19 protein-coding genes and 4 tRNA genes are annotated in these 22,385 nt (G+C 44.5%); 8 read left to right on the top strand and 15 right to left on the bottom strand.

Annotated features, from left to right (window positions below; all coding sequences use genetic code 11):
- Positions 1 to 100: 100 nt before the first annotated feature.
- Positions 101 to 1,579: an NAD(P)H-hydrate dehydratase gene (locus EKG38_RS01895; RefSeq protein ID WP_126518746.1), complete on the bottom strand. Its 1,479-nt coding sequence runs from the start codon at positions 1,577 to 1,579 to the stop codon at positions 101 to 103.
- A 167-nt stretch (positions 1,580 to 1,746) separates the two neighbouring features.
- Between EKG38_RS01895 and EKG38_RS24860 the strand changes: the two genes are divergently transcribed.
- Positions 1,747 to 1,920, top strand: a complete 174-nt coding sequence (locus EKG38_RS24860; protein ID WP_185826752.1) for a hypothetical protein — start codon at positions 1,747 to 1,749, stop codon at positions 1,918 to 1,920.
- 160 nt (positions 1,921 to 2,080) lie between these two features.
- On the opposite strand, the gene EKG38_RS01890 is transcribed toward EKG38_RS24860, so the two are convergent.
- The 6 genes from EKG38_RS01890 to orn all read right to left on the bottom strand — a co-directional run bounded on the left by EKG38_RS01890 (position 2,081) and on the right by orn (position 4,825).
- On the bottom strand, positions 2,081 to 2,536 hold the full coding sequence (locus EKG38_RS01890; RefSeq protein ID WP_126518139.1) for a hypothetical protein: 456 nt from the start codon (positions 2,534 to 2,536) through the stop codon (positions 2,081 to 2,083).
- Between the two features lie 888 nt (positions 2,537 to 3,424).
- Positions 3,425 to 3,500 (bottom strand) — tRNA-Gly (locus EKG38_RS01885).
- A 137-nt stretch (positions 3,501 to 3,637) separates the two neighbouring features.
- Positions 3,638 to 3,713 (bottom strand) — tRNA-Gly (locus EKG38_RS01880).
- A gap of 174 nt (positions 3,714 to 3,887) precedes the next feature.
- Positions 3,888 to 3,963 (bottom strand) — tRNA-Gly (locus EKG38_RS01875).
- Between the two features lie 45 nt (positions 3,964 to 4,008).
- Positions 4,009 to 4,084 (bottom strand) — tRNA-Gly (locus EKG38_RS01870).
- A 195-nt stretch (positions 4,085 to 4,279) separates the two neighbouring features.
- Positions 4,280 to 4,825 (bottom strand): oligoribonuclease, encoded by a 546-nt coding sequence (orn, locus tag EKG38_RS01865; RefSeq protein ID WP_126518137.1) that lies wholly within the window; start codon positions 4,823 to 4,825, stop codon positions 4,280 to 4,282.
- A gap of 112 nt (positions 4,826 to 4,937) precedes the next feature.
- Between orn and rsgA the strand changes: the two genes are divergently transcribed.
- From rsgA to EKG38_RS01840, 5 genes are all read left to right on the top strand, one after another.
- Positions 4,938 to 5,996 (top strand): small ribosomal subunit biogenesis GTPase RsgA, encoded by a 1,059-nt coding sequence (rsgA, locus tag EKG38_RS01860; RefSeq protein ID WP_126518135.1) that lies wholly within the window; start codon positions 4,938 to 4,940, stop codon positions 5,994 to 5,996.
- Positions 5,997 to 6,030: 34 nt separating this feature from the next.
- Positions 6,031 to 6,894, top strand: a complete 864-nt coding sequence (gene asd, locus EKG38_RS01855) for an archaetidylserine decarboxylase (protein WP_126518133.1) — start codon at positions 6,031 to 6,033, stop codon at positions 6,892 to 6,894.
- The gene (locus EKG38_RS01850) at positions 6,894 to 7,778 is read left to right on the top strand and encodes a DMT family transporter (RefSeq protein ID WP_126518131.1); all 885 of its coding nucleotides are present in this window, start codon (positions 6,894 to 6,896) and stop codon (positions 7,776 to 7,778) included. The genes asd and EKG38_RS01850 overlap by 1 nt, the downstream gene beginning before the upstream one ends.
- Before the next feature lie 162 nt (positions 7,779 to 7,940).
- Positions 7,941 to 11,141, top strand: coding sequence for a mechanosensitive ion channel domain-containing protein (locus EKG38_RS01845; protein WP_126518129.1), 3,201 nt, complete (start codon positions 7,941 to 7,943; stop codon positions 11,139 to 11,141).
- Entirely contained in the window at positions 11,141 to 11,836 is a 696-nt protein-coding gene (locus EKG38_RS01840; RefSeq protein ID WP_126518127.1) for a glycerophosphodiester phosphodiesterase, read from the top strand. Before EKG38_RS01845 ends, EKG38_RS01840 begins: the two co-directional genes overlap by 1 nt.
- A gap of 159 nt (positions 11,837 to 11,995) precedes the next feature.
- Here the strand turns inward: EKG38_RS01840 and EKG38_RS01835 are convergent, their stop codons facing one another.
- On the bottom strand, positions 11,996 to 12,328 hold the full coding sequence (locus EKG38_RS01835) for a DUF3392 domain-containing protein (protein WP_185826751.1): 333 nt from the start codon (positions 12,326 to 12,328) through the stop codon (positions 11,996 to 11,998).
- 46 nt (positions 12,329 to 12,374) lie between these two features.
- Between EKG38_RS01835 and EKG38_RS01830 the strand changes: the two genes are divergently transcribed.
- Positions 12,375 to 13,301: a D-2-hydroxyacid dehydrogenase gene (locus EKG38_RS01830; protein ID WP_126518124.1), complete on the top strand. Its 927-nt coding sequence runs from the start codon at positions 12,375 to 12,377 to the stop codon at positions 13,299 to 13,301.
- Between the two features lie 286 nt (positions 13,302 to 13,587).
- Positions 13,588 to 13,779 (top strand): bacterioferritin-associated ferredoxin, encoded by a 192-nt coding sequence (locus tag EKG38_RS01825; protein WP_126518122.1) that lies wholly within the window; start codon positions 13,588 to 13,590, stop codon positions 13,777 to 13,779.
- A 103-nt stretch (positions 13,780 to 13,882) separates the two neighbouring features.
- Here EKG38_RS01825 and parC read toward each other — a convergent pair whose 3' ends face one another.
- The 7 genes from parC to nudF form a co-directional block, all read right to left on the bottom strand.
- Positions 13,883 to 16,156: a DNA topoisomerase IV subunit A gene (parC, locus tag EKG38_RS01820; protein ID WP_126518120.1), complete on the bottom strand. Its 2,274-nt coding sequence runs from the start codon at positions 16,154 to 16,156 to the stop codon at positions 13,883 to 13,885.
- Positions 16,153 to 17,325 (bottom strand): PQQ-dependent sugar dehydrogenase, encoded by a 1,173-nt coding sequence (locus EKG38_RS01815; RefSeq protein WP_439332634.1) that lies wholly within the window; start codon positions 17,323 to 17,325, stop codon positions 16,153 to 16,155. The genes parC and EKG38_RS01815 overlap by 4 nt, the downstream gene beginning before the upstream one ends.
- 27 nt (positions 17,326 to 17,352) lie before the next feature.
- The gene (gene parE / locus EKG38_RS01810) at positions 17,353 to 19,239 is read right to left on the bottom strand and encodes a DNA topoisomerase IV subunit B (protein WP_126518116.1); all 1,887 of its coding nucleotides are present in this window, start codon (positions 19,237 to 19,239) and stop codon (positions 17,353 to 17,355) included.
- A 48-nt stretch (positions 19,240 to 19,287) separates the two neighbouring features.
- The gene (locus EKG38_RS01805; protein WP_126518114.1) at positions 19,288 to 19,866 is read right to left on the bottom strand and encodes a YqiA/YcfP family alpha/beta fold hydrolase; all 579 of its coding nucleotides are present in this window, start codon (positions 19,864 to 19,866) and stop codon (positions 19,288 to 19,290) included.
- 231 nt (positions 19,867 to 20,097) lie between these two features.
- Positions 20,098 to 20,937: a 3',5'-cyclic-AMP phosphodiesterase gene (gene cpdA, locus EKG38_RS01800; protein WP_126518111.1), complete on the bottom strand. Its 840-nt coding sequence runs from the start codon at positions 20,935 to 20,937 to the stop codon at positions 20,098 to 20,100.
- A 9-nt stretch (positions 20,938 to 20,946) separates the two neighbouring features.
- Entirely contained in the window at positions 20,947 to 21,402 is a 456-nt protein-coding gene (locus EKG38_RS01795; protein WP_126518109.1) for a DUF1249 domain-containing protein, read from the bottom strand.
- A gap of 71 nt (positions 21,403 to 21,473) precedes the next feature.
- Positions 21,474 to 22,082 carry an ADP-ribose diphosphatase gene (nudF, locus tag EKG38_RS01790; RefSeq protein WP_126518107.1) on the bottom strand — a complete coding sequence of 203 codons (609 nt, stop codon included), beginning with the start codon at positions 22,080 to 22,082 and terminating at the stop codon, positions 21,474 to 21,476.
- Positions 22,083 to 22,385 lie beyond the last annotated feature (303 nt).

The raw sequence follows: 22,385 nt of genomic DNA, 5'->3' as shown, positions 1-22,385 counted from the left end.
ACCTGTTACTTTATACCAAATAACTAACCAGCTAAACAGCTTTCATACAATTGCACTAAATCACCTCAGCTACCCATTAAATCTTAAGCGATGACAGTCATCATATTTTATTGACCAGTTGCCTGATATGGGGCATCAAGTCGCTGGCAAGCATCCCCCTTTCTCCATCTATTGCGGCGCGATCGGCGGCTTCACCATGCACCACCACTCCCATTATTGCCGAAGAGAGTTTATCGAACCCCTGCGCCATCAGTGCAGCAATAATTCCTGATAACACATCGCCACAACCACCACTGGCAAGCCCGGGATTACCAACCGGGGCGACATAGCATAGTGAGCCATCATAAATTAACGTACCCGGCCCCTTTAGTACCACCACACCACCGTATTTCTGCTGTATGGCTTTAACGGCCGCAAACCTGTCATTTTCAACTTCTTGTGTAGAAATTCCCAATAACCTTGCAGCTTCACCGGAATGAGGAGTCAAAACCCAATGATCCTGCCTGCCATGTTCGGCGCTGAGTAGATTCAGGGCGTCTGCATCCATCACGCAAGGTTTATCACTCAAGCCTACAGCCTTGAGTAAATTGTACCCCCAGTCTTGCTTACCAAGACCCGGACCTATCACCAAAATATTGGCCCATCCGAGACGAAGGTAAACCTCCATATCGACTAACTCACATCCCCAAAACATCAACTCGGGGCGGTTCGAATTCACGACAATTTGATGCTCAGGCCTGGATATTACCGTAACTAAACCTGCTCCCGCCCTAAGGCAGGCCTCTCCGGCTAACCTAACAGCACCAGCCATCCCGGCATCGCCACCAATTACTGACACTTTTCCAGATAACCCTTTATGTGAGTCTCTATCTCTAGGTTTAATATGCTGATTAACATAATCAATAGAGACATTTATTGAGTTAGCCTGCGGTAGATATTCGGTTAACCCCAGAGCCGCAAACTGCAACTGCCCAACACAGTGCCTTGCACGCCCCGTCATTAACCCTTGTTTAACCGCACCAAAAGTGAGTGTCACATCGGCCTCTACGGCATTCAGTCCGGTTCCTGTATCTGCATTGATACCTGAGGGAATGTCTAAACTAAACACCCATGCATCACTACTGTTGATACTATCGATAGCAAGTTTAAAGTCGCCTTTTATCTCGCCACTAAAACCGATACCGAGTAAGCCATCGATGATCACATCTGCCGAAAGTACTTTTTCCGGAAAAAAACGCTCCACCTCTCCACCACTCTCGATGAAGAGTCGTTGTGCTTTAAGTACCTCGTCACCCATTTTCTCTCGGGTAAATGCCATTAACGCAACACTATAGCCCGACTCTAACAACCTCCTAGCACACACATAACCATCGGCACCATTGTTACCGTAACCGACAATAACCAAAATGGAACGCGATCTGTCCTGTGCCATATCAATCTGCTCAAATGCAGCTTCACCCGCAGATTCAACAAGCCGATAAAAATCTGTGTTTCCACTATCGACAAACTTTTGTTCAGCGGTTCGTACTTGCGAGCTTAAGAACATTTCACAAGGAAGAGTCGGTCCGTTTGGCAACATGATTATTTCTCCATTGAGGTTGCGTAGCGCAGAGACTGGCATTCTGAATACCTGGAATAATAAGATTAATAGAATTTGAGCTTAGATTCGTAAATAGATTCACTTGTCACTACACTTATGTAAGAGAAAGTTGATCTCGCACAAGAAATCAGTTTAGGAGCAAAGGGATGAAGCTCTTTACATTACTCGTATTAGCGCTGTGCATGCTGTTATTGAGTTTACCGATACAATCAAAAATCTTGATTCAAGCACTTTTACTTCTATGCCTGCTACTGGTAGGCATCGGTCTGTATAAGGCAATTATTCAGCCATGCAGTGATAAAGATGATGATGGAAATTAACAGTTCTACCTTATTTCTAGCTGAATTATACCGATTGGTATTAGATTAAAACCATTAAAAAAGGCACCCTAAGGTACCTTTAGTTAGTCACAGCATCTGATTTTAGTTGAATCGAGTCGAACCAACTAGATTAAGACCTGCGATTGCTATAATCTAAATTTTACATATCATCCATACGGATACTGCTGTGAACCAAGCGCTGCTGCTGAATTTTCTCTACACGAACCAAGTCATTCAAGGCTCCGGTGATTTCACTCGATGAAGAGTTTTCGGCTGTCTTATTCAACAGTTCAATCAAGCGATTATCAAGATCTAAATGAAGCTCTAACACATCTTCCTCAGACATATTTGCAGTGAGCACCGTCTCCTGACAACGTTTAATAAAGTCCTCAAACGTGATGTCTTTATACCAGGTATCTAACACCCGCTTTGGCGCTTCATCAATATAGTTTTCTAACTTTTCAGCCACACCCTTTTGATGTTGTTGAAAATATTCAAGCATCATCTTAACTCTCGTTGAATCAGCCTCTGTTTGTAATCTGCTATACAGTTGTGCCATCTCTATACGGCAAGTAGCAACATAACCTAATAGTTCGCTGAGTTGTTGAAATCGCATGAATCGCTCCCAAAGAATACTTGCCAAAAATCGGCTCAATTAATCATCTATGTAAGCATTATGCAAACAAACCACGAAGGAATACTTGAACAAGTTCAAAGTTTGATACTTCCGGGACCACTACATTAGATATTGTTAAAAGAAATCAGCGTCAGATCACGCTTACACACTCCGTGCGACTCAAGCATGAAAAAGCTGAAAATTGAGAGGTTAAAGCTACAATTGAGTGGTTAGCTTAATAATCCAGCATTGTTTGAGCAAGCTATTGATTCTTATAGGGCTGGCAACAATCAGCAAATAGTTACCTAGTAGACGAGGAGCACAACTGAGCTAATGTCGCTTTGCAAAAAGCATGGTTATTAAGAAGTTTAAATCGAGAGGAGACTGGAGCGAGCTATTGATTTAAACCAAAGGAGTTCGAACCGGCCTTGGTTTGAACGAGAAGCTATACCTTGGCAAAAAGAAGGTATCGACTCTTTCTCTTTAGCAAGCAAGGAGCGCAACTGAGCTAATGTCGCATAATCTTTTAAAGCTACGAGGATTAAATCAAGAGGAAGATTGGAGCGAGCTCTTGATTTAAACAAAAGGGGTTCGAACCGGCACTTGGTTTAAACGAGAAGCTATACTTTGGCAAAAAGAAGGTATCGACTCTTTCTACGAGCACAACTGAGCTAATTTCTCATAATCTTTTAAAGCTACGAGGATTTAAATCAGGAAAGAGATTGGAGCGAGCCTTCGATTTTAACAAGAGTGGGTTCGAACCGGCACTTGGTTTAAACGAGAAGCTATACCTTGGCAAAAAAATGGTATCAACTCTTTCTACGAACACAGCTGAGCTAATGTCGTATAATCTTTTGAAATTAGGAGAATTTGAATCAGGAAAGAGATTGGAGCGACATATCGGGTTCGAACCGATGACCTATACCTTGGCAAGGTATCGCTCTACCAACTGAGCTAATGTCGCGTAATCTTTTAAATTGGAGCGACCATTCTTTTTATAAAGAGTGGGTTCGAACCGATGACCTATACCTTGGCAAAAAAGAAGGTATCAACTCTTTCGAGTAAATCAACTGAGCGAAGCTCGCTTTCAATCTTGTAAATTGGAGCGACATATCGGGTTCGAACCGATGACCTATACCTTGGCAAGGTATCGCTCTACCAACTGAGCTAATGTCGCTTTAAACTTTTTAGTCTCGAATATTTGGCGTATTCAAAACGTTTTTAAATTTGGAGCGACCATTCTTTTCATAAAGAGTGGGTTCGAACCGATGACCTATACCTTGGCAAAAAGAAGGTATCAACTCTTTCGAGTAAATCAACTGAGCGAATGTCGCTTTCAATTTTCTAAATTTGGAGCGACATATCGGGTTCGAACCGATGACCTATACCTTGGCAAGGTATCGCTCTACCAACTGAGCTAATGTCGCATAAAACTTTTCTTAAAGGCTTTGGTAAACCATTAAGTTGTAATTTGGAGCGACATATCGGGTTCGAACCGATGACCTATACCTTGGCAAGGTATCGCTCTACCAACTGAGCTAATGTCGCAAATTTTCTTTCGTACGACTCTCACTGTAATCGTCACATAAAGGTATCGTTCTTCACCTTTAGCAACTGAGCTAATGTCGCAAAACTTTACTTCTGTAGAACTCCAGTAAACTGGGAAGCCGTAAAGTTGAGGCCGCATTATATGAGAATTTCATCTCTCTGCAACCCCTTCTTGAAAATAAACTGACTGATTGGTCAAATTTTAAATACTTTTGCCCGATAATACTGCAGTTCTGCTATAGACTCCTGAATATCGACCAATGCTTGATGAGTTCCCTGCTTAGTAAAACCATTCATTAATTCTGGCTTCCAGCGACGAACGAGCTCTTTTATTGAACTCACATCGATATTTCGGTAGTGAAAGTAGTCTTCCAACTCCGGCATATATCTATTCATAAAGCGTCTATCCTGGCCTATGCTATTCCCGCACATAGGTGAGTCGCCTTTGGTGGCATGCTGAGAAAGAAACGCTATCGTCATTGCGACCGCTTGCTCTTCACTATATTTACTTGCGCGAACCCTACCAACTAAACCTGACTCACCATGGTGTTTCTGATTCCAGTCATCCATTTTGGCAAGCTGCTCTTCAGATTGGTGAATGGCGATGACAGGCCCCTCTGCGAGAATGTTTAACTCTTTATCTGTCACTATTGTTGCAATCTCAATGACTCTATCGACGCTAGGATCTAGCCCAGTCATCTCTAAATCTACCCATATGAGATTGTTTGCATCTGCAGCCATAGATCTGCCTTATTGTTCCGGTTTGCCTAAATTCAGGCTTTTTTGTTTAAGACCGTGTATCATACTGCTTTTTTAAGCAACACTAAATCACCTTATTTAAGATGGCTAATCTGTGAGTAAAAAAAAACCCCTAAGTCAAGGCCAACGCCGCCGTATGCGGGCCAATCAAGAGAAAAGACTACAACGGAAAGATTCGGGCTCTAATGCCTCTGAATTACAGGATAGTTCACTTGGGCCAGAACAGCTCGGAACTGTCATATCTCGTTTTGGTCAACATGCCGATATAGAAACAGAATCCGGTCAAGTTGTACGTTGTAATATGCGTCGAAACATTCAAAGTTTAGTGACTGGCGACAAAGTTGTTGTAAGACTATCCCAAGATACAGAAACGGGGATAGCGGGTGTCGTAGAAGCCGTTCACCCACGCCACTCCTCTCTTTCTCGTCCCGATATGTATGATGGCATTAAAATCATTGCAGCAAATATCGATCAAATATTGATAGTATCTTCCGTTGTACCAAGCTTCACGACTCAGATTATCGATCGTTACCTTGTTGCAGCTGAAGACACCGGCATTTCCCCCATTATCATCCTCAATAAGATCGATCTCCTTACTGATGAGGAACGACCTGAGGTTGAGGCGGCTCTCGAGCGTTATAAAAATATTGGCTACCCCGTCTATCAGGTCAGCAGTAAGTCTGGACTCGGCGTGGATGGGATAAAAGAGCTGCTAAATGAGAAAGTCAGCGTTTTTGTTGGCCAGTCCGGTGTTGGCAAGTCTTCATTGATCAACGCCATGATGCCGGATGCGGAGTTACAAATTGGTGATGTATCTGAAAACTCAGGTTTAGGCCAACATACAACGACTACGGCAAAGTTACTTCATTTTGCCAGCGGTGGTGATCTTGTTGACTCTCCGGGTGTTCGCGAATTTGCTTTATGGCACCTTCCCGCAGAGCGGGTAGGATGGTGCTTCATTGAATTTAGGGACTACCTTGGAACCTGTAAATTCAGAGACTGTAAGCACAAGAACGATCCCGGATGTGCAATAACAGCAGCATTTAATGATGGTAAGATTGCAGAAGACAGATACAACAACTATCACAAAATCATCGCTAGCTTAGATGAACAGCGTCATGCTCGACATTTCAGAGCCAGTTCTGACGATTAAGAGTGCAGCTCATTAATATTTAAGGGAAGTAAACGTGGATAAAATTAAAATTGCACTGCAATACATGATGCCAAAACACTTAATATCTCGCCTAGTAGGTAAATTGGCGGCTGCAGAACTTGGTAGCATCACCACTGCTGCAATTAAGTGGTTTATTAAGCAGTATAAAATCGACATGAGCGAAGCGGCACAGAGTGAGCCGGAGGCTTATACGACTTTTAATAATTTTTTCACTCGCGCCCTTAAACCAGGTATACGCCCCCTATTTGATGACAAAGACTACATTGTCCATCCGGTGGACGGTGCAATAAGTCAGTGTGGTCCAATCAAAGGTGGTCAAATTTTTCAAGCGAAAGGACATGAATATTCATCACTTGCACTGTTAGGTAATCAAGCGGATGATGCGAAGCGCTTCGAAGATGGTGATTTTGCAACTATTTATCTGGCGCCAAAAGATTACCACCGAATTCATATGCCGATTAAGGGTACCTTGTCAAAAATGACTTATGTACCTGGAGAGTTGTTTTCAGTCAATCCACTAACGGCTGAAAATGTCCCCGGTTTATTTGCCAGAAATGAGCGAGTCGTCGCGCTGTTCGAAACAGAAATAGGCCCTATGGCCATGGTACTTGTCGGCGCAACCATTGTGGCAAGTATTGAAACCGTATGGGCAGGTACCGTTACACCACCGACAGGCAAAAAGGTCTTTACCTGGGATTATCCAACAGAAGGACCCGACGCGCTGACTCTCGATAAAGGTGATGAGGTGGGACGCTTCAAGCTTGGAAGCACAGTAGTGATGCTATTTGCCAAAGATGCACTGGATGAATTCGCCGAGGATGTCGTGCCTAAAGCTGTCACTCGAATGGGGCAGCCATTTGCAAAAATAGAGGACTAATGAACCAGACTTCACAACTAAAACAATCTGGTTTACTGGAACTACACCTTGCTGTGCTGCTATTCGGCGGCACAGCCCTCTTCTCTAAACTCATCCCCCTGAGTGCATTAGATATCACCCTTTTAAGGTGTTTTATAGCAGCCTTGGTACTCGCACTCATTGTTAAGGCAAGTAAACACCGGCTGTTATTAAATTCTGGTCGAGACTATCTGATTGCCTTGGGCTTAGGCATAGTGGTTAGCCTGCATTGGGTTACCTATTTTGCCTCCATGCAGCTCTCATCCATCGCCATCGGCATGATAGCTTTCTTTACCTACCCGGTGATGACCGTTTTAATCGAGCCGATAATTACCGGTAACAAAATTCAAAGAATCGATGTTGTCAGCGGTTTCACGGTACTCATAGGTGTGATTTTACTCATACCCGAAGCGAACCTGGGTAATGATGTGACTTTAGGCATCGCAGTGGGCGTTTTATCTGCCGCTTTTTTTACTGCGCGCAACTTACTCCATAAGCAATATTTCTCTGCTTACTCCGGTCCCCAGGCGATGTTTTACCAAACTGCAGTCGCCACTGTTTTCCTGGCTCCCTGGCATACCGTTGAGATCAACACTATAGAACAAAATGTTTGGGGGTTAATACTGCTGTTAGGCATTGTTTTTACCGCCGCTCCCCATGCGCTATTTACATCGGCATTAAGACAGTTAAGTGCGAAAACCGTCAGTTTAGTGTCTTGCCTCCAGCCATTCTATGGCGCCGTACTGGCCCTGTTGTTTCTTGGTGAAAACCTGGAAGTTAAAACCGTTCTAGGAGGGTTACTTGTCGTCGCTACCGCAATTTTTGAGACCCGACGGAGTCGCCGTTCATATAGAAAATCAAACTAGCTAAGACCTTTTTCATTAACTTCTATTGGCTAATGATTTAAACAGAGTCGATTCTGAAATACCACTGAGTTCAAAATGATAAAAAAGAACTTGTACTGCGATACTATTATCTTAATAACTTGGTAATATACCTCTGTTTCTTCTCTCAGCCAGCATCAAACTATGCGACTAATTTTACTGCTCTTAGCATTCACCTTCATTCCCTTTGCCGATGCCAACTCCCCTCTTGGGCTTAATAAACATCTTGGAATAAATCAAACCACAGTTCAAAATCTTTCGGTTGAAGAAAAACTTGCACATTTAACACGTGCGACCGAAGAGCAGAAGTTACTTGCACAGAGCTATCAAGAAACGATCGATAACTATCAGACTCATAAGCTAAGTATTGAACATCAACTCGTTCAAGCTCAACCCCCTCTCTCTTTGTCTCAAAATCAGGGGTTAACTCAACAAGCCTCTCTCGCTTATTTAAGGCTATCGGAATTAAAGGAGACTGAAGCCAATCTCAATGGGAAAATAACGGACTTAATTAAGCAGCATAACCAGCTGCCGAGCAAGATAAGTTCGGCCAGACAAACACTCTCCCAAAGTAAGAAACATAAACTTAGTCAGCCACCTAGCGGAGAAGAGCTTGTCCTTCAGGCACAGCGTCAGCTCTATGTTCAAACCTTAGGAACACTTGAAGCTGGACTTGCCAGCAGTCAAAAACGCATAGACCTCAATCAGAAACAGGTGTTGCTGGTTAGAAAACAGCTATCCCAACAAGAAAACCTGATTGAAGCACTCAACAGCGCTGTGGCCCTGCAACGCCAAAAGAGAACAGATGCTACAATTGCTAAAAGTCTTATTGAAACCTCGACGGACAACGATCCTCTCACCCAAGAGCTAAGCTCAATAAATCAAAACTATGCCTCTGACCTAAAAAGCCTGACAAACGAAACCAATTTGGCGGTAAAGCTGCAAGAGGAATCTGAAAACCGATATCAACAGCAAGCAAAGCAGTTGGCAAATATTCAACAACAGATAGGGTGGATCAAACTCAACTCGGCTTTTGGCGAACGCTTTCTGCAGATGCTGCAAACATTACCTAACCCGCCAAACCAAGAAAAACTACAAAATAAAATTGCCAATGCAAGAATGGCGAGATACCAACTCGAACAAGATCAAACCCTTAACGGGCAGCAGCTACTCGCTCAAGATTCATTCACCAGCATACAGAATAAATTACTCGATTCTCAGCATGCATTAATCACTCAGCTTTTACAGAGCTATGATCTTTACTTGAGCGAACTGGGCGATTTAAGGGTTATTTACGAGCAGTTGAGCCAACAGCATTTAACCTTAAAAAATACCCTGAACGAACACCTCTTCTGGGTCCCAAATGCAAACTCTATCGGACAATTATGGTTCACTGAATTCTACCAGAGCACACAATGGCTGGTTCACCAGACTTCCTCCATCGATCTATCAAACTCCTTCACAGAGCGAAGTGGTTTCTGGTCTTGGTGGATTATACTCTTAGTACTCTGTCTCGTGGCCCAAGATATACTGACACCTAAGTTTAAAGCCACCATGGCCCAAGATGAGACGTTCGTGGGGAATGTAACCCAAGATAAATTTATTTATACCTACAGAGCCCTTATCAATTCGCTGGCCTACAGCATCATTAAGCCACTGCCCGTCATCACCGCAGGTTTAATCATGTACTACTCCAGCAAAAATATGGTTTCAGCTATAGGTATGGGAGTATTCGCCATTGGGCTAGTCTACCTACTCTATCGTTTTACTTACCTACTGGCACTCGATCGCGGCCTGCTGATCAGCCACTTCAAAGGTGAAAAAGCGATCATTCGCGAGGGCCAGATCAGGTTCAAAACATTCACACTGATGGCCATACCTTTCTTCGGCATCATGGGGTTTACTGAGTTTATCGATAACTCGGTGCTACGCAACAGCATAGGAAGAGGCGCATTCATTATCTTCTGCATCATGTTGTTTTGGTTCTATAAAGATATTCTGGCACTGTCTAAGAAAGAGCATCATTACCATCAGGATGGTAAGAATAAGAAGCTTATTCAACGTATTTTATGGACCATTCTTTTACTCGTCCCCCCCGTTTGTGCGGTGCTTGCATTCAGAGGTTACTACTACACCGCCTTTCAGATGCTGTTACAGTTGCAGTTATCCCTGTTACTCTCATTAGGGTTTATGCTGCTCTACCAGTTGATAAAGCGCTGGATGTTGATTGAGCGACGTAGAATTGCCTTCGATCGGGCAAAAGCCCGACGAGCCGAGATCCTCTCGCAACGTGAACGAGGTGAAGACCCCCAGAATACAAATGACTCTCTCGATACTTATGAAGAGCCAGTGGTCGACTTAGAGACCATCTCAAGCCAGTCACTGGGATTAGTGCGTTCATTGCTCTTGTTGGCCTTTCTCGTCAGTTTAATCGGCCTATGGACCCAGACTCATACGGCTCTGTTCTCTCTGCTTGACGGGATAACTCTCTGGACCAGTAATTCAGTGATAAATGGCATCGAGCAGCAGCTGCCCATCACGTTAAAGTCGTTACTGTTAGGGCTTATCATTGTCGGCTTCTCACTGATGATCGCCACCAACTTACCAGGTCTGCTCGAACTTGTAATATTGCAACGGCTCGATCTGACTCAAGGCACAGGTTTTGCGATAACCACTGTCAGCCGCTATCTGGTGGTTTTCTTCGGCCTTCTCAGTAGTTTCTCAACTCTCGGAATGGAGTGGTCTAAACTACAATGGCTGGTCGCAGCATTATCGGTAGGTTTAGGTTTCGGCCTTCAGGAGATCTTCGCTAACTTTATTTCAGGCTTGATCATTCTTTTTGAAAAACCGGTACGTATCGGCGATACCGTCACCATCAGAGATCTCACCGGCACTGTGAGTAAAATTCAAATTCGAGCCACGACCATTATTGACTGGGACAGAAAAGAGATTATCGTTCCCAACAAGGCATTCATTACCGAGCAGCTAATCAACTGGTCGCTATCGGATCCGATCACCCGTGTCATTGTGTACGTTTCTGTTGCAAGAGACTCAGATCCGGCCCGCGTCGAAGCCGCATTATATCAAGCGGTAAAGGAGTGTGATGATGCCTTGGATACACCCGAACCTGAGGTCTGGTTTGCCGGTTTTGGCAAACACACTCAAGACTTCGAAGTCAGAGCATACGCAAAAGATATGAACTCACGCTGGCCGTTACGTCATAAGTTACATAAACGGATAAGTAAAAAGTTAAATGAAAACAACCTGGAACTGGCTTACCCGCAATTAGAGATACATATAAACAATAGCCAGAACAAAGACGCTCAAGGACTTATCAGAACCTAATGATTATTTTTGCACACCGAGGAGCAAGTGGTTACGCCCCGGAAAATACGCTCGCTGCAATGAAAAAAGCTATCGAGCTTGGGGGCAGGGCGATAGAGATTGATATTCATAGCGTCGAGGGGGAACTCTATGTCTATCACGATAGAAGACTCGATCATAAAAGTAGTGGAACGGGGATCATCAGTGACGTTAGCCGAGAGTATCTGAAAACACTCTCTGTTGACGGTGAACCCATCCCGACGCTTTGGGAGGTGATGGCCTACCTGAGTAAGCAAAACTGTCTCGTCAATATCGAATTAAAGGGGATGACATGTCTTGCGCCCTTTATTGCCCTGTACCCCAAACTGATTAAAGAGCTGGGATTCCGGGCCGACCAACTACTGATCTCGTCCTTTCACCATGGATTTCTACAGGAGTTTCGCCGTTCGTATCCACTGGCGTTCATCGCCCCACTGTTAGAGGGGGTCCTCCTCAATACTACCGATATAGCAACACAGCTCGATGCCTATTCGATCCATTTAAGCCTGAGCTTTATTACCTCCGAGTTAGTCGATGATGCCCATTCGAAAGGATTAAAGGTGTTCGTGTATACCGTCGATCATCCCGAAGATATTCATCAGCTAAATAAAATGGGGGTAGATGGAATATTTACCAATTATCCGGATAAGGCGACACAAACACTGGCACAGGCTTAGATAACAATATTTTCTCAGCCGAGTATGAAAAAGCTCGGTACTTCATACTAACGTGCGCATCTGAGTCTATCGCTGATATCGATGCCTTTTAACGAAAATGTTCACACAATCAGCACATTCCAACCTAAACTAGTGTTATAACAATTTCATTGAGTCTCACTAAACTTGGCGATTACCTTGCGCCCAGGCACCAATAATAAAAAAGATAAAGATAACCACAAACAGTAACCAGTGAGCAGGCAAGCTGGCCATGTTTCGGGCAAGAATCGGACTAACAGAAATAATCAGTAAGCCATAGCCAAATGCATTGACCAACACAAAAGCTAACGTTCTAAGCACAAAGGAACGAGAGGCCAGCTTTCGCCTTAAGAAGCGATTGATATCGGCCCCAAACACAACAAGAGTACAGGCAACGATAGCGGTAGCGATTTCATTAAGCCAAGGATAGAGCCAGGTTCCAACCTGATGAAGTATTGAAATAATTTGTTCCATTGTACGATCCATAAAAATAGTCGACTTTAGAATAAAGGGAGAGTGTATGAGACACAAGTTACTATTACTGACCCACGAAAATGATCGCTATCGAGACCTGCTTACCTCATGTCGTCTTCCTGAACTCATCTTACTGGATGATGATCCACAAAACATAGTTGAAGCCGATATCTGGCTTGCCGAGCCAACGCTTGCCGCCCCTATTCTGCCCCATGGTAGAAAGCTTACCTGGATGCAATCAACAATGGCCGGAGTCGACGCATTAGTTAAGCCGCGCCAGAGGAAGGACTATCGACTCACAAATGTGAGGGGCATCTTTGGCCCATTGATGAGTGAGTACCTTTTTGGCTACTTGCTGGCTCACCAACGAGAGCATCAGAAATATAAATCACAGCAGGTTGAAAAAATCTGGCTTCCAGGCAGCTTTAAGACACTTCAGGGCCAGCACCTGCTCCTACTCGGCACAGGTAATATTGCTAAGCACCTTGCGCAGACCGCCAAGCATTTTGGTATGCAGGTCACCGGCATCAACCGTGGCGCTAAACCGACTAAGGGCTTCGATAAAGTCAATACCTTAGCGCACTTGCCCAAGTACATTGCCCAGGCCGATATTATCGCCAGTATCTTACCCAGCACTCCAGACACCAGAGGCGCATTAAATCGCGAAATCCTTTCTCTGATGAAGCCTGAATCCATTTTATTTAATCTGGGGCGTGGGGATGTTCTGGATCTGGATGCGCTTTATCTGCAGTTAACTACAAATTGTCAGCAAAATGCAGTTTTAGACGTGTTTAATCAAGAGCCGCTGCCCCGGGAGCATCCTATCTGGTCATTACCAAATGTCATCATCACTCCCCATATTGCAGCCCCCAGCTTTCCCGAACAGGTCGTTGAGATATTTGCTGAAAACTACCATAAGTTACTAAAAGGGGAGCAGCTATCACATGAGGTCAATTTTCAACGTGGTTATTGAACTCTCGTTCAGAAGTTACAGCTCATGGGACGACTCTTGCGGCTGTAACTCTGTGCCTTTACCTCAGTGAAACCCAATGGCCCTCCCCCGCAAACTGACATTCATGCACTCAACTAAATGCTTTGAGGTTAGCTGCCTATTTCCAGTTTTCGACTAAAAATGAACCTCTGTCACATTTTTTAATAACACACACCAAGTTTTTTAGCAGTAAACTATAACTACCAGCTATTAGCATTGAGAATCATTTTCATTTATACTCTTATCATCGAATTTGGGAGGCTTATTAATGTACGTTTGTCTTTGTCACGCAGTAACTGATACACAGATCAAAGAAGCCGTTAGCCAGGGAGATATCTCTCTTGCTGATGTTAAAAGGCGCTTAGGTGTAGGCAGTCAATGTGGAAAATGTACCAGAATGGCAAGCCAGATCATTCAGAGGCAGTTGGACATAGAGCCTAACTATTACGAAGTCGCCTAAATTCCTAAGCCGCCCTAGGCTATAAGCCACTAAGTAAGTCGCTAAGTACTCCCAATAAAAAAGCTGCCATTGGCAGCTTTTTTATTTATTACGGGTGACTCAACTACTCTTCTATGGCTTGAGTGCCATCACCTATCTCAACACTATCGACACGTTGTAAGCCCCGAGGTAACTTAGCCCCACGGCGACCACGCTCTCCTCGATAATGTTCCAGATCGCTTGGTTTTAGCGTTAATTTACGCTTACCAGCCCAGAGTGTTACCGCTGTATCTTCAGGAACCACATGCAAGTGCGATAACACCTCTTCCCGGCTCTTCGATCTTTCGCTAGGAATACCGATGATCTTATTACCCTTACCTTTTGAAAGCTGAGGTAAGGCTTCAAGAGAGAATAACAACATGCGACCTTCATTGGTGATCGCCAGTATCGATTCCGCCTTCGACTTATCGACTATCTGAGGTACGATGACCTTAGCATTGGCTGGCAGACTCAACAGGGCTTTACCCGCTTTATTACGTGATATCATATCCTTATAGGAACCAATAAAGCCATAGCCAGCATCTGAAGCGAGTAGGTAGAACTTATCTTCATCGCCTAACAATACATGTTCCATCACCTCACCCGGTGACAGATTAAAGCGGGTCGTTATCGGCTCGCCCTGACTCCTTGCCGAGGGTAGGGTGTGAGTCTCGGTCGCAAAAGCACGCCCCGTTGAACCAATAAACACACTAGGTTGGTTACTGCGCCCCGCAGCCGAGCAGAGGAAACCATCTCCGGACTTATAAGATAATGCCTTCGCATCGATATCATGGCCTTTAGCGCAGCGAACCCAACCTTTCTCTGACAATACGACCGTCACGGCTTCAACAGGCGCTAATTCCTGCTCTGTTAATGCCTTAGACTCTCCACGTTCAACCAGTGGTGAACGTCTGTCATCGCCATAAGTTTCGCCGTCTTTAATCAACTCTTTCTTAATCAGCGTCTTCATTCGTCTGTCTGAGCTCAACAGCAGTTGCAGCTTGTCGCGCTCGGATTCAAGTTCACTCTGCTCACCCTTGATCTTAAACTCTTCGAGTTTAGCCAGATGTCGTAACTTCAGGTCGAGAATGGCATCGGCCTGAATATCCGTAAGATTAAACCGCGATATCAATTCGGCTTTCGGATTATCCTCATAACGAATAATCTCAATCACCTCATCGATATTCAGGAAGGCCGCCATCAAGGCCTCAAGGATATGCAATCTCGATAATATTTTGTCGAGTCTATGTTGAACGCGACGGGTCACCGTCAGGAAACGATATTCCAACCACTCGGTCAGGATCTGCTTTAAGCCCTTCACCTGTGGACGCCCGTTCAGACCTAAAATATTCAGGTTTACACGGAAAGATTTTTCTAAATCTGTAGTTGCAAACAGGTGAGCCATTAGCTGGTCGCAATCGACTCGATTAGATCGGGGAACCACTACGATTCGAACAGGATTCTCATGATCGGATTCATCTCTGAGATCGGCAACCATAGGCAATTTTTTAGCCTGCATTTGAGCCGCTACCTGCTCCAGAATCTTACCACCACTGGCCTGATGAGGAAGCGCCGTTATGACCACTTCGCCATTTTCAACCTTATAGACGGCTCGCGCTTTAATCGAACCTCGACCCGTAGTATAAATTTTACTGATATCACTGCTGGGAGTAATAATCTCGGCTTCAGTGGGATAATCTGGCCCAGGAACGAACTCCATTATTTTGGCTAAATCCGCTTTCGGATTATCGAGCAGTTCAATACAGGCGGCAACTAACTCACGTGTATTATGGGGGGGGACATCCGTCGCCATCCCCACGGCAATACCGGTAATACCATTGAGTAGAATATGCGGTAAACGAGATGGCAGAACCAATGGCTCCTTCATCGTTCCATCAAAATTCACGCCCCAATCGACCGTCCCCTGCCCCAGCTCACTTAAAAGAACCTCGGAGAATTTAGACAAACGAGCTTCGGTGTAACGCATAGCGGCAAAAGATTTAGGGTCATCCGGGGCTCCCCAGTTTCCTTGACCATCAACCAAAGGATACCTGTAAGAAAATGGCTGGGCCATCAATACCATAGCCTCATAACAAGCGCTATCACCATGTGGATGGTATTTACCTAATACATCACCGACCGTACGTGCCGACTTCTTATGCTTAGATTGAGCCGATAAACCAAGCTCGCTCATCGCGTAAATAATACGACGTTGTACAGGCTTCAACCCATCACCGATGTGAGGCAAAGCACGGTCCATAATGACGTACATGGAATAGTTCAGATAGGCGGCTTCCGTGAAGCGCCGAAGAGGCATCTGTTCTACGCCATCAAGACTTAAATCTATCGCATCACTCATTGTTCAGTATCCAATTTTTGAGCAGGTTCAATCTCTTCTTTAATAATATCTTTATAAAACAAACGATAGATATTGCCTTTAAGATCATCTGAGATATACATAGCACCGTCGGGTGCCGTTAATAAAGCGTAGGGTCTGGCTACGGGAAATTCCCCGTCTAAAAAGCTGACCACAGTACTGCGCTTCATCACTTGTTGATTTTCGATCTCCAACATCACGACCTGATAGCCAATTTTGCTGGATCGGTTCCAAGACCCATTTTCGGCGACAAACATCTGATTATGGTATTTAGCCGGGAATTGTTGGCCACGGTAAAAGTGAAGCCCCATAGGGGCTACGTGTGCAGGAAGCTCATAGGTCGGCAGCGTGATCTTGAGATTTTTAGGCTTGTCGTACGCCGGTTCTATCACAGACTTAGCATGAATATAGGGGAAACCATAATGTGCGCCGCTGTGCTCAACACGATTGATCTCATCAGGCGGTAATCTATCGCCCATCCAGTCCCGTCCTAAATCGGCAAACCAAAGATCGTTATCGATTGGCGACCAATCAAAACCAGTAACATTACGGATACCAGTCGCGACCTGTTCACTGCTTCCGGTCTCTACATCTATGGCGATAATGCTACCAAAAGGTGCTTCTGCCTCACAGACATTACAGGGAGCACCAATCGATACATACAATCGGCCATCGAGCCCAAAATGTAATGCTCTTCGACTCTTATTGGTTTTGCCCGGTAAACGGTCGTAAACTTCTTTACCACGACCGGGACGCCTTAAACGGTTCTCAATATCGACAAAACGAATAATTCTCTCATCGACCGCGGCATAAAGATCGCCCTTATAAAATGCGATAGCCTCAGGCGCTTCCAAACCTTTTGCAATGACATAACGCTTATCGACTCTGCCGTCGGCATTACTATCAACCAAAGCCTGTATTGTGCCCTTCTTATGTGAACCAACGAATAATGTCCCTTTATCTCCCAACGCTAACTGTTTGGCATCTCCCAAATCGGAAGCATACAGGGTTAAACCAAATCCTTTAGTTACCGTGATCATCATAGGTTGAGAAACGGCTTGCCCCGCCAGACTAGATAGCGCGGCGGCAAAAAACCAAAACAACCAAATCCCTTTATGCTTTTTTGTATGATTCAACAACATTATTATTATTTAAGCCTAATTATCTAATTACTGGCACTAAAAATCAGCCAAGTCACCTTTAGTCTCTAACCAAGTCTTTCGATCACCCGAGCGTTTCTTGGCAAGTAACATATCCATCAGCGCAATTGTCGCTTCGGCATCATCGATCGTAAGCTGAACCAACCGCCGAGTATTGGGATCCATCGTCGTTTCCCTCAACTGCAGCGGATTCATCTCACCCAAACCTTTAAATCGGGTAACCTGAACTTTACCTTTCTTCTTCTCAGCTGCAATTCGATCCAGTATGCCCTCTTTTTCCGCCTCATCCAGGGCATAGAAAACTTCTTTACCCACATCGACACGGAACAGAGGCGGCATGGCGACATAGATATGTCCATGCTCAACCAACACTTTATAGTGCTTCATAAACAGGGCACAAAGCAGGGTCGCAATATGTAAACCATCAGAGTCCGCATCGGCTAATATGCATATCTTGCCATACCTTAGCTCTGAAATATTATCACAATCCGGATCACAGCCTATGGCAACTGAGATATCATGTACCTCTTGGGATGCCAGTACCTGACTTGCATCGACCTCCCAGGTATTTAGGATTTTACCTCTCAGTGGCATTATCGCCTGAAACTCACGGTCTCGAGCCTGCTTAGCACTTCCTCCCGCAGAGTCACCCTCCACCAGGAATAACTCTCCTCGCATTGGGTCTTGGCCACTACAGTCGGTCAATTTACCTGGCAGGGCAGGACCCGAGGTTACCTTCTTACGTGCCACTTTCTTCGCAGATTTCAATCGTTTCTGTGCATTGTTGATGCACATTTCGGCGAGTGCTTCGGCCTGTTCGGTATGGGTATTAAGCCAGAGACTAAACGCATCTCTGACAATACCCGAAACAAACGCTGCACTTTGGCGACTCGACAACTTCTCTTTCGTCTGTCCGGAAAATTGAGGGTCTTGCATCTTGACCGATAAAATAAAGCTACTGCGATCCCAAATATCTTCGGGAGTCAGTTTTATCCCTCTTGGGATCAGGTTACGAAACTCGCAGAACTCGCGCATGGAGTCGAGCAAGCCCTGTCTGAAACCATTAACATGAGTACCACCTAATGGGGTAGGAATGAGGTTAACATAGCTTTCATTGAGGTAATCACCTCCTTCAGGCAACCAGGTTATCGCCCAATCTACCGCCTCAAAATTCCCCTTCAAGCTACCTACAAATGGCTCTTCAGGCAACATGAGAGCATCTTTAATAGACGAGATGAGATAATCCGTTAATCCGCTTTCATAGAACCACTCTAATACCTCATCAGTTTGCTTGTTCACAAACTTGATCTTAAGTCCGGGACATAAAACCGCTTTGGCTTTTAACAGGTATACAAGCTTGGAAACAGAGAAATTTTCAAAATCGAAGTAGCTGGGAGTCGGCCAAAAGTGAACTCGAGTTCCTGAATTTCTACGGCCACAAGTTCCGGTTTCAACAAGGTCTTCAACCTTGTGACCGTGCTCGAAAGCCATGTCATAAACAATTCCATTACGTCTAACCGTAATTTCTACACGGCTCGATAACGCATTAACCACTGAGATCCCGACGCCATGCAGGCCACCCGAAAATTGATAGTTATCATTCGAGAACTTACCGCCGGCGTGCAGTTTAGTTAAGATCAATTCGACGCCTGGGATACCCTCTTCAGGGTGAATATCTACGGGCATCCCACGGCCATCATCGATAACCTCGAGAGAGTTATCTTTATGCAGGATGACATCGATCTTAGTCGCGTGTCCTGCTAACGCTTCATCGACACTGTTGTCGATAACCTCTTGTCCCAAGTGGTTAGGACGCGTGGTATCGGTATACATACCAGGGCGGCGTTTAACTGGATCGAGCCCATTTAAGACTTCGATGGCATCTGAGGTGTATTGGTTTGTCATGGCACACACAATATATTGTTATTCAGGCCATGTTGAGGCCCTACATGGCTATTTGTCAAGAAACAGAAACTGGCAGATGGAATGCAACTGCTTTTCATAGCCTATAAAACTATGATCACCACCGGCTTCAACCAGAAGTTGGCAACAGTGGTATTTCTGAACGGCTTGTCGATAATCTAGAACTTCATCACCCGATTGCAATAACAAAAAGAAACGATCCGGGTTAAAGATGACTTCGGTATTAAACTCGGCGACGTCATATTTATGTTCAGGACTAATCTGATAATGCTCATCGGTATAAGGGTTATGCTGAGGGCCGATAAACTCATCGAAAAGATCAAATGGTGTCACAGCAGGGTTTATCAGTACTGCCCGACCACCATATTTTTCAGCTAAATAACTCGCAAAATACCCACCAAGAGAGGAACCGATAAAGGTCAATGCTTCACCAGCATCGAGTGCTGACTCAACCTGGCCACACAACAAGGTCATCGCTTCTTTAGGGCAGGAAGGTAACTGAGGCTGCAAAAAAATAAGATCCGGGTAATGCTCAGCAATGAACTGTGCAGTAACAATTCCTTTTTCTGATAATGGGGAACTATTAAACCCGTGAATATAGAGCAGCATATTTCCTCATTCTTCGGTTATTCACGTTATGAATAACCACAATGGATCAACCAGTGGGAGTCATCGAAAAAAATACAGTAAACAACCGATAGAATGCTAACACTTGCTGAGGTTTCTACCAAGTATTAGCGGCTAATAACTCGGCTCAAGGCGCTAAATTGATAACATATATGAAACCTTGATGACTGGAATGGCGCCTCCCTGATGTTTTACTCCTGTTCTGCGAGCAGCCTAATAACCACTCGCATCTCTATCTGGTGAGAAGTTGTCACCAGGCACCCTGTAAATATTAGTTAAAATAGTGCCGTCCGCTTTTAGTTCAAGCAATCGGTAACCGGGTTGAAGGGCATCCAATGCGAAATAGGAAGATTTCGGCTTGAATTGAATACAGGTTGATGGTGTCGCCATCAAATGCATAATGCCATGCTTTCCAGGGTGTTTCTGGTCCAACTTTTGGTGTACATGCCCCCACAGCAATCCTTTTACCTGTGGTAGTTCAGCCACTTGCTCAATGAAATCGCTACCGTTATCCATACAGTGCTGATCCAGCCAAGCGCAATTAACTAATATCGGATTATGATGCATTACAAGCAAGGTATAGCGATCGGGTTGGTCGGCGATGGCGCTCTTGATAATGTCAATCTCACTATCGGACATGTGTCCACCGGGCTTTCCCCGAACCGTAGAATCTAACATTAAGATCTGCCAATTTCCGGCTAAGATTCTTCTTTGACCAAAAATCTTCGGTCCCTGCATATTAAGACGCATGATACGAGGATCATCATGATTGCCCGGGAGATAATGACAAGGTAACTCGAGGGGGGCAATGGCTCGTACAAAGTTATGATAGGATTCGCCGGAATAGTCTTGACTGATATCCCCGGTAGCCAACATAAAATCGGCAGGATAATGCACGGCATTAATCGTATTAAGTACCGCATCTAGACTTTGAGCCGTATTGACTCCTAGCAGCTGAGCATCAGGATCGGCAAACAGGTGTGGGTCGGTAATCTGTACGACTCGCACACTCGCATTATCATCGATTGAATAAGAGATAGCCTCTTTTAACACAATTAAACCCTAAGATTCTGACAAACAAATCGCACTCATGTGGCTATCGATCTTTAATAACTCTTCCAGAAAAGCATTGACCTGATACTTTTCATCACGATGGTGCATACATACATTTTGATAATCATATACCGGACGCAATTGATAAATCTGTCGACTAGTTAACACTTCTGCTAATTTAGCATCATGATAAACTCTTACACAGACCTGTGGAGAGTGGACGTAATCAGATTGACTCAGCTCTCTTGAGATCTCGATCAGTTGGGTATACTTGGTATTTTCGAGTAAGCGCACAACGAGGCAACCAAACTCCCCCTCAACTTGCCAGACATCACCTTGCCTCGCTTCAGAGGGTAGCCAACGCAAAATGTAGAAATAATTTCGGCCGCAAAGAGATAAGAACCTGTTTACATCAGGCCGATACCTCTTAGGATTTAAGCTACATGCTGTCTTACTCACTGGCATTTCTCTTTCAATAATGTTTGATTTACGCTCAAGGCATTAGCCTTTAATACTGACCACCTAAAACTTACTACTTAAAGCTTGATACTTAGAGTTTTATAGTTCAGCTCAAGCCACTGCAGTCCAATAACTGTAGACGCATTATTGATTATACCATCTTTCACTAAAGCAAAAGCCTCCTCGCGCCCCATGACATGAACGAGTATGTCCTCATGTTCATCGCAAACTCCGTGCACTCCCTCCGCCAGGCTTGCATCAACTTCAGCCCAGAAAAAATCCAATTTCTCACTGGAGCCACCCGGACTGGAGAAATACGTCGCGATCTCCTCAATCCTCTTTGCTTTTATCCCGGCTTCCTCCATAAGCTCTCTGGACGCGACATCTAAGGAGGACTCCCCGGGCTCAATCATGCCTGCAACCAATTCGAGCAACCAGGGGGTCTTGGTCGAACGCAATACAGGGATCCTTATCTGTTCGATTAAAATGACCTGATCTGTGATGGGATCATAGGGCAGCACAATAACAGCGTCTCCCCTCTCAAACACTTCCCGGACAATCTCACCGCTCCAACCACCATCGAATAATCTATGCTTGAACCGATATTCATCCAAGGTAAAAAAACCTTTAAAAATGGTCTTTTTCTCTAACAATTCGACATCCTGACGGCTATATTTTTGTTTCATCTGAACTCCATATTGGATCGTTTTTGCAGTAATCAACCATTATGTGCAGCCAAAAACAGCGCTAAACAAATGGTGAAGATAAAGTCGGCAGAAAAAGCATAATTAAAATCAAAAACTGTTACAATTCTTAGTTGACTTAAAAACAGGTAATTTCTTAATATCTATCTCTTAATTGAAATAGTCATTAAGTTTAGATGTATCGGGAAGCGTCGGGAAGCGCAAACCGCCTTACAGTTGTTTTGTGAGGCATCACTTAGCTCTATAAAAAGTTAAATGGCTCCTCCAGTGGAGGATTTTGTCTAA

Source organism: Shewanella canadensis, assembly GCF_003966225.1.
Lineage (GTDB): Bacteria > Pseudomonadota > Gammaproteobacteria > Enterobacterales > Shewanellaceae > Shewanella > Shewanella canadensis.
Note: the sequence above shows the minus strand (reverse complement) of the source record. Positions and strands in the feature narration are given on the sequence as shown.